At 60.2% G+C, this 8,019-nt stretch carries 8 protein-coding genes; 6 read left to right on the top strand and 2 right to left on the bottom strand.

Features of this window, described 5'->3' with window-relative positions; translation table 11 throughout:
* Nucleotides 1–134: 134 nt before the first annotated feature.
* Nucleotides 135–392 (bottom strand): hypothetical protein, encoded by a 258-nt coding sequence (locus H7995_RS14835; protein WP_166591379.1) that lies wholly within the window; start codon nucleotides 390–392, stop codon nucleotides 135–137.
* A 193-nt stretch (nucleotides 393–585) separates the two neighbouring features.
* Here H7995_RS14835 and H7995_RS14830 point away from each other — a divergent pair, with 193 nt between their 5' ends.
* Nucleotides 586–936: a nuclear transport factor 2 family protein gene (locus H7995_RS14830; RefSeq protein ID WP_185818547.1), complete on the top strand. Its 351-nt coding sequence runs from the start codon at nucleotides 586–588 to the stop codon at nucleotides 934–936.
* An 83-nt stretch (nucleotides 937–1,019) separates the two neighbouring features.
* Here the strand turns inward: H7995_RS14830 and H7995_RS14825 are convergent, their stop codons facing one another.
* Nucleotides 1,020–2,603: a peptide chain release factor 3 gene (locus H7995_RS14825; protein WP_166591380.1), complete on the bottom strand. Its 1,584-nt coding sequence runs from the start codon at nucleotides 2,601–2,603 to the stop codon at nucleotides 1,020–1,022.
* 328 nt (nucleotides 2,604–2,931) lie between these two features.
* Here H7995_RS14825 and H7995_RS14820 point away from each other — a divergent pair, with 328 nt between their 5' ends.
* The 5 genes from H7995_RS14820 to H7995_RS14800 all read left to right on the top strand — a co-directional run bounded on the left by H7995_RS14820 (nucleotide 2,932) and on the right by H7995_RS14800 (nucleotide 8,010).
* Entirely contained in the window at nucleotides 2,932–3,648 is a 717-nt protein-coding gene (locus H7995_RS14820) for an ABC transporter permease subunit (RefSeq protein ID WP_185818546.1), read from the top strand.
* A 23-nt stretch (nucleotides 3,649–3,671) separates the two neighbouring features.
* Complete coding sequence (locus tag H7995_RS14815; RefSeq protein WP_166591381.1) at nucleotides 3,672–4,574, top strand: glycine betaine ABC transporter substrate-binding protein; 903 nt, start codon at nucleotides 3,672–3,674, stop codon at nucleotides 4,572–4,574.
* A 15-nt stretch (nucleotides 4,575–4,589) separates the two neighbouring features.
* On the top strand, nucleotides 4,590–5,243 hold the full coding sequence (locus tag H7995_RS14810; protein ID WP_095169437.1) for an ABC transporter permease: 654 nt from the start codon (nucleotides 4,590–4,592) through the stop codon (nucleotides 5,241–5,243).
* Nucleotides 5,240–6,397 carry an osmoprotectant ABC transporter ATP-binding protein OsmV gene (locus tag H7995_RS14805; RefSeq protein WP_166591382.1) on the top strand — a complete coding sequence of 386 codons (1,158 nt, stop codon included), beginning with the start codon at nucleotides 5,240–5,242 and terminating at the stop codon, nucleotides 6,395–6,397. Before H7995_RS14810 ends, H7995_RS14805 begins: the two co-directional genes overlap by 4 nt.
* Before the next feature lie 449 nt (nucleotides 6,398–6,846).
* Nucleotides 6,847–8,010, top strand: a complete 1,164-nt coding sequence (locus H7995_RS14800; protein WP_166591383.1) for a type III PLP-dependent enzyme — start codon at nucleotides 6,847–6,849, stop codon at nucleotides 8,008–8,010.
* The last annotated feature ends 9 nt before the right edge of the window (nucleotides 8,011–8,019 follow it).

Raw genomic sequence — 8,019 nt, 5'->3', positions numbered from 1 at the left:
TCTTGCGTGTGCTCGACAATCGGCAGGTGGCGTGCCATTACGCCGAGCAATTTCTCGAGGGTGCGGCCTGACAAACTGCTGTAGGTGTAGGAGCGAGCTTGCTCGCTCCTACAGGGGATTGGCGCAATGGCAAACTACGTCTGGCTATCACCTTCGTCCGGGTCATCGCTGTCCGGCTCGTCGGTGGTCGAGTCATCGTCGCCCGCGCTACCGCCCTGGCCCTTGTCCCCAGGTTCCGATTCAGACTTGGCCAGCATCAAGGCGCCGTCTCCCACCTGATCGCTCGACACTTGCTCACCATGGCGAGGGCACTCGGCCCAGGCCGACGTCATACCCACCGACAGCAACAGCAACACCTTAAGCAACAGCACACTGCGTTGAAAAATGCTCATAGCCGATTCCATCCTTTCAGGGAGAGCCCGGCGGCGACGAACCCGCTCGCCGTGGCGTTGGCTGCAATCTAGTTGTGATCCATCGGGTTCTCCAGATAGGACGCTGACTAAAGCCAGGAAATGCCCCTTCCCTCCAGATTGGTTTTGAATAAAGGTTAGAGCCAATCCAGCTAACACGACGAGACCACCTGCCATGGATCTTTCGCAAACACTGCTGCAACTGGAACAACGCCTGCTGTCACAGGCGGTTCGACGCGATGCGGATGAAATCTCACGCTTGATCGCCGATGACTTCCGCGAGTTCGGCGCCAGCGGCGGCATCTGGACCAAAGCAGACTTGATCGAACAGTTGCCTCAGCAAGCCTTCGTTCAACGCACCATCAGTCAATTCACAGTCAAGCCGTTGTCGGAACACACTGCACTGGTGACCTATCACTGCCACAACACCCAAGCCGACAGCCTGCGTAGTTCGATTTGGCGTAAGCAAGGCGAGCGTTGGCAAATGGTGTTTCACCAAGGCACCCGTATCCCCACGCCCCTATAAACACAGGAGCGCCAGCGACTCGAGTCGCCAACAAAAAACCCCGCAGCTTTCGCAACGGGGTTTTGGATGTGACGGCTCAGCGCTTAGTGATGTTCACGGGTCGCGCGGAATTTCACGTCTGGCCAGCGCTCTTCCATCAGCGCCAGGTTGACCCGGGTCGGGGCCAGGTAGGTCAGGTGACCGCCGCCGTCGACCGCGAGGTTTTCCACGGCCTTGACGCTGAACTCTTCAAGCTTCTTCTTATCGCTGCAATCGATCCAGCGCGCGGACCACACGGTGATCGGCTCATAGGCGCACTCGACCTTGTATTCCTCTTTCAAGCGGCTGGCGACCACATCGAACTGCAGCACACCCACGGCGCCGAGGATGATGTCGTTGCTGCGCTCCGGGAAGAACACCTGGGTGGCGCCCTCTTCGGCCAATTGCTGCAGGCCCTGGCGCAGTTGCTTGGATTTCAGCGGGTCCTTCAGGCGCACGCGGCGGAACAGTTCCGGGGCGAAGTGCGGGATACCGGTGAAACCCAGGGCTTCGCCTTCGGTGAAGGTGTCGCCGATCTGGATGGTGCCGTGGTTGTGCAGGCCGATGATGTCGCCGGCAAACGCTTCTTCCAGTTGCTCACGCTCGGAGGAGAAGAAGGTCAGCGCATCGCCGATCCGCACGTCCTTGCCGGTGCGCACGTGGCGCATCTTCATGCCTTTTTCGTACTTGCCGGAGCAGATCCGCATGAAGGCGATTCGGTCGCGGTGCTTGGGGTCCATGTTCGCCTGGATCTTGAACACGAAACCGGTGAACTTCTCTTCCACCGGCTCCACGGTCCGCTCGTTGGCGACCCGTGCCAGGGGTTTTGGCGCCCAGTTGACCACGGCGTCGAGCACGTGATCGACACCGAAGTTACCCAGTGCCGTACCAAAAAACACCGGGGTCAACTGGCCGTCCAGGAACTCCTGCTGATTGAACTCGTGGCAGGCGCCTTGCACCAGCTCAAGCTGTTCGACGAAGCGATCGTACTCATCACCCAGGTGCTCGCGAGCCTCATCGGAGTCGAGCTTCTCGATGATCTTCACTTCGGTCCGCTCGTGGCCGTGGCCCGCGGTGTAGACGATGATGTAGTCGTCGGCGAGGTGATACACGCCCTTGAAGTCGCGGTAGCAACCGATCGGCCAGGTGATCGGCGCGGCCTTGATTTTCAGGACCGCTTCGATTTCGTCGAGCAGTTCGATCGGGTCGCGGATGTCACGGTCGAGTTTGTTGATGAAGCTGACGATCGGCGTGTCACGCAGTCGGCAAACGTCCATCAGGGCGATGGTCCGTGGCTCTACACCCTTACCGCCGTCGAGGACCATCAAGGCCGAGTCGACCGCCGTCAGGGTACGGTAGGTATCTTCGGAGAAGTCTTCATGGCCCGGGGTGTCGAGCAGGTTGATCATGTGGTCGCGATACGGAAACTGCATGACCGAGGTGGTAATCGAAATACCCCGCTGCTTTTCCATTTCCATCCAGTCGGAGGTGGCATGGCGGTCGGATTTGCGAGATTTCACCGTGCCGGCAACCGCAATCGCCTTGCCCATCAGCAAGAGCTTCTCGGTGATGGTGGTCTTACCCGCATCGGGGTGGGAAATAATGGCGAAAGTGCGGCGTTTCGCGACTTCGGCGGCCTGTTTGGTCATGGGAAATCGCCTGGCAGGTGATTCAAAAAAGGGCGGCGATTATAGCCCAAGTTGAACCCAGAACCGAACCGTTGAGCACATTAAGGGTGGCCAAATGCTGCCTAAGATGGGAACCTTTTAAAGCGTAGAGACGTCCACTCCCCTGTTACGACCACTCGTCAGGGGCTGAAATATCTGCAAGTCAGCCTGACGAGGCTGCGCTCATGGCTCGACCTCATGCCGTTTTGCCGGCATTGGCGAGCTGCTTTTCGCGAACACCTTCCCGGCAGCCAGGCATGGCGTTGCCACACGGGAATGTGTCCGCCGACTGAAATAAAGGAGTCCGCCTGTGGCTATTCGCTATGGCAAAGGGCTGATAGGAGGAGCGGTTGTCGTCGCCCTCCTGGCCCTGCTGATCCACTGGATCGGCATCAACACGATCGAACTGTACCGCGACGATTTGTTGTTTTACCTGCAAGCTCACCTGATCCTCGTCCTCGCTTCCATGCTGGCCGCCCTTGTCGTGGGTATCCCTGCCGGCATCCTGCTCAGCCGCCCGACCCTGGTCGGACGCGCCGAACGCTTCATGCAAATCTTCAACACCGGCAACACCGTCCCACCCCTGGCCGTACTGGCCATCGCCCTGGGGATCCTCGGGATCGGCAGCGGCCCTGCCATCTTCGCCCTCTTCCTCGCCTCCCTCCTGCCCATCGTGCGCAACACCTACGAGGGCCTGAAAAACGTCCAGGGTTCACTCAAGGAAGCCGCCGTTGGCATCGGCATGACCCCACGCCAGGTGCTCTGGCGGGTCGAGTTGCCGAACGCCGTGCCGATCATTATCGGTGGCGTGCGCGTGGCCTTGGCGATCAACGTCGGTACCGCCCCCCTGGCGTTCCTGATCGGCGCCAACAGCCTGGGCAGCCTGATATTCCCCGGCATTGCCCTGAACAACCAGCCGCAACTGATCCTCGGCGCGGCGTGCACCGCCCTGCTGGCCTTGCTGCTGGACGGTCTGGTGACACTGAGCAGCCGTCTCTGGCTGGAACGCGGGTTACCCCAGTCCTAATCCGGCTGAGCGAAGGAATCACGATGAAATTACCAAGCTTGTTACTGGGCTGCGTCCTGCTGTGCGCAGGATTTGCCCAGGCCGCCGAAAAACCCCTGATCCGGATCGGCGCCCGGGTCTTCACCGAGCAGACGCTGCTCGCCGAAATCACCGCCCAATACCTGCGTGCCAAGGGCTACAACGCCCAGGTCACCGGCGGCCTGGGCAGCAACCTGGCCCGCAGCGCCCAGGAAACCGGGCAACTGGACATGGTCTGGGAATACACCGGGGTCTCCCTGGTGTCCTACAACCACGTCACGGAAAAGCTCGACAGCCAGCAGTCCCTGGCGCGGGTCACTGAACTGGATGCGAAGAAAGGCCTGACCTGGCTCTCGCCATCGAAATTCAGCAACACCTATGCCCTGGCGCTGCCCGAGAAAATCGCCGAGCAATTTCCCGAGGTCAACAGCATCAGCGAGCTGAACACAGTGCTGCGCAATGAAGCCGAGGACAACCCGCTGGTGGCCCTGGACACCGAGTTTGCCAACCGTTCCGACGGCCTGGCAGGCATGGTCGAGCGCTACGACATGGACCTGACCCGACGCAATATCCGCCAGATGGACGCAGGCCTGGTCTATACCGCACTGCGCAATGGCCAGGTGTTTGCCGGCCTGGTGTACACCACCGACGGGCGCCTGAGTGCGTTCAAACTCAAATTGCTCAAAGACGACAAGCATTACTTCCCCGACTACACCGCTGCCCCCGTGGTACGCCAGGTGTACCTCGACGCCCATCCGCAACTGGCTGGCCAACTCAAGCCGCTGGCCGATCTGTTCGACGACGAGACCATGCGCCAGCTCAATGCTCGGGTCGACGTCAATCATGAAAGCCCGTCGGCCGTGGCCGCAGACTTCCTGCGCCAGCACCCACAGCTTTCTAACAACTGAACCGGAGGAAAAGCCATGGACTTTTTGAACGCCTTTTCCCACCTGGACTGGCCGCTTGTCCTGCACCTGACCTGGCAGCACATCACCCTGGTCGGGATTGCCGTGACCCTGGCGATTGTCGTCGGCGTGCCCCTGGGCATCGTGATGACTCGCTTTCCGGCACTGGCCGGCCCGCTGCAGGCCAGCGCCACCGTGCTGCTGACCGTGCCCTCGATTGCCCTGTTCGGCCTGCTGTTGCCGTTCTACTCGAAGTTCGGCCAGGGCCTGGGACCGATGCCGGCGATTACCGCGGTGTTCCTGTACTCCCTGTTGCCGATCATGCGTAACACCTACCTGGCGCTGACCGGCGTCGAGCCGGGTATTCGCGAAGCCGCCCGGGGCATCGGCATGACATTCGGCCAGCGCCTGCGCATGGTCGAACTGCCGATCGCGGTGCCGGTGATCCTGGCCGGTGTGCGCACCGCCGTAGTGATGAACATCGGGGTGATGACTATCGCCGCGACCATCGGCGCCGGCGGCCTGGGCGTACTCATTCTCGCTTCCATCAGCCGCAGCGACATGTCGATGCTGATTGTCGGCGCGGTCCTGGTCAGTGTGCTGGCCATCTTCGCCGACCTGCTTTTGCAATGGCTGCAACGCTCGCTGACTCCCAAAGGACTCCTGAAATGATCGAACTTCAAAACCTCAGCAAAACCTTCCGCAGCAACGGCAAAGACGTCAAAGCCGTGGACTCGGTAAGCCTGACCGTCAATGAAGGCGAAATCTGCGTGTTCCTCGGGCCTTCGGGTTGCGGCAAAAGCACCACGCTGAAGATGATCAACCGCCTGATCAAACCGACCTCGGGCAAGATCCTGATCAATGGCGAAGACACCACCGACCTCGACGCCGTGACCCTGCGTCGCAACATCGGCTATGTGATCCAGCAGATCGGCCTGTTCCCCAACATGACCATCGAGGAAAACATCACCGTGGTCCCGCGCCTGCTCGGCTGGGACAAGCAGAAGTGCCACGACCGCGCCCGTGAATTGATGAGCATGATCAAGCTCGAGCCCAAGCAATACCTGCACCGCTACCCACGTGAACTGTCCGGTGGCCAGCAGCAGCGCATCGGCGTGATCCGCGCACTGGCCGCCGATGCCCCGTTGTTGCTGATGGACGAACCCTTCGGCGCGGTCGACCCGATCAACCGCGAGATGATCCAGAACGAGTTCTTCGAGATGCAGCGGGCGCTGAACAAGACAGTGATCATGGTCAGCCATGACATCGACGAAGCGATCAAGCTGGGTGACAAGATCGCCATCTTCCGCGCCGGCAAGCTGTTGCAGATCGACCACCCGGACACCCTGCTCGCCCACCCGGCGGACGACTTTGTCAGCAACTTCGTGGGCCAGGACAGCACCCTCAAGCGCCTGCTGCTGGTCAAGGCCGAAGACGCCGCGGACAACGCCCCGTCCGTCAGCCCGCAAACCCCGGTGGCCGAAGCACTGGAGCTGATGGACGAGCTCGACCGCCGTTATGTGGTCGTCACCTGTGCCGAGAACAAGGCCCTGGGCTACGTGCGCCGTCGCGACCTGCACCGCCAGGCCGGCGCCTGTGGCCAGTACCTGCGCGAGTTCAACGCCACTGCCGCCTACGACGAGCACCTGCGCATCCTGCTGTCGCGCATGTACGAGTTCAACCGCTCGTGGTTGCCGGTCATGGATGCGGAGCGGGTGTTCCTCGGCGAGGTGACCCAGGAATCGATTGCCGAGTACTTGAGTTCCGGCAAGTCCCGTGGCGGCAAGACCAGTATCGTTTCGCCAGCTGAGACTGCGGTGGCCTGACAAAAAAACTGTAGGAGCGAGCTTGCTCGCGATGCACTCGATGGCACCACGGGGTACCAGGCTCCATGCGTTATCGTTGACGTCCATCGCGAGCAAGCTCGCTCCTACAAGTATTCAAATCTCCCTCTTGGGGGAACATCACACTGTCATGCAGGTCGGTTACATCAGTCTCTGTCCGGGACCGCACGACGGAAGCGTGCAAAAACGCGACATTTTTTGTTGATCTCAAGCCCCTCACGCCCTAAAGTTCGCGCCGAACGTCCATGCTGGAAACGATCCATCCGGCTCAAGTACTGACGACGAGACAGCAAGGCCAAGGGCAACAACACGCCCGTGGCCTTTTTGCTTTCGGCGACATGCCTTGGGAAGTAGGCGAACCAAAGTGGGGATACGGAGGACGTTCATTTGCACCCATTGTTAATTTCAGTTTGCCAGTAGGAGTTCCCAGCATGTCGATTAACGTCGAAGACTATTTCGCGCGCGATACCTTTCAGAAAATGAAGGCCTTCGCCGACAAACAAGAAACCCCGTTCGTGGTGATCGACACCGCGATGATCAGCCAGGCCTATGACGACCTGCGCGCCGGTTTCGAATTTGCCAAGGTGTATTACGCGGTCAAGGCCAACCCGGCCGTGGAAATCATCGACCTGCTGCGCGACAAGGGTTCGAGCTTCGACATCGCCTCGATCTACGAGCTCGATAAAGTCCTCAACCAGGGCGTGACCCCGGATCGCATCAGCTACGGCAACACCATCAAGAAATCCAAGGACATCCGCTACTTCTACGACAAGGGCGTGCGCCTGTACTCCACCGACTCCGAAGCGGACCTGCGCAACATCGCCAAGGCCGCACCGGGCTCCAAAGTCTATGTGCGTATCCTCACCGAAGGCTCGACCACCGCTGACTGGCCGCTGTCGCGCAAATTCGGCTGCCAGACCGACATGGCCATGGACCTGCTGATCCTCGCCCGCGACCTGGGCCTGGTGCCTTACGGTGTGTCGTTCCACGTGGGTTCGCAGCAACGTGACATCAGCGTCTGGGATGCCGCGATCGCCAAGGTCAAAGTGATCTTCGAACGCCTGAAAGAAGAAGACGGCATCGTCCTCAAGCTGATCAACATGGGCGGTGGCTTCCCGGCCAACTACATCACCCGCACTAACAGCCTGGAAACCTACGCCGAGGAAATCATCCGCTTCCTGAAGGAAGACTTCGGTGATGACCTGCCGGAAATCATCCTGGAGCCAGGCCGCTCGTTGATCGCCAACGCCGGCATCCTGGTCAGTGAAGTGGTCCTGGTCGCGCGTAAATCCCGTACCGCGGTCGAGCGCTGGGTGTACACGGATGTGGGCAAGTTCTCCGGCCTGATCGAAACCATGGACGAAGCCATCAAGTTCCCGATCTGGACCGAGAAGAAAGGCGAGATGGAAGAAGTGGTGATCGCCGGCCCAACCTGCGACAGCGCCGACATCATGTACGAAAACTACAAATACGGCCTGCCACTGAACCTGGCCATCGGTGACCGCCTGTACTGGCTGTCCACCGGCGCCTACACCACCAGCTACAGCGCTGTTGAGTTCAATGGCTTCCCGCCGCTGAAGTCGTTCTACCTGTAAGCATCTTCA

This window comes from Pseudomonas kielensis (genome assembly GCF_014236655.1).
Taxonomy (GTDB): domain Bacteria; phylum Pseudomonadota; class Gammaproteobacteria; order Pseudomonadales; family Pseudomonadaceae; genus Aquipseudomonas; species Aquipseudomonas kielensis.
Note: the sequence above shows the minus strand (reverse complement) of the source record. Positions and strands in the feature narration are given on the sequence as shown.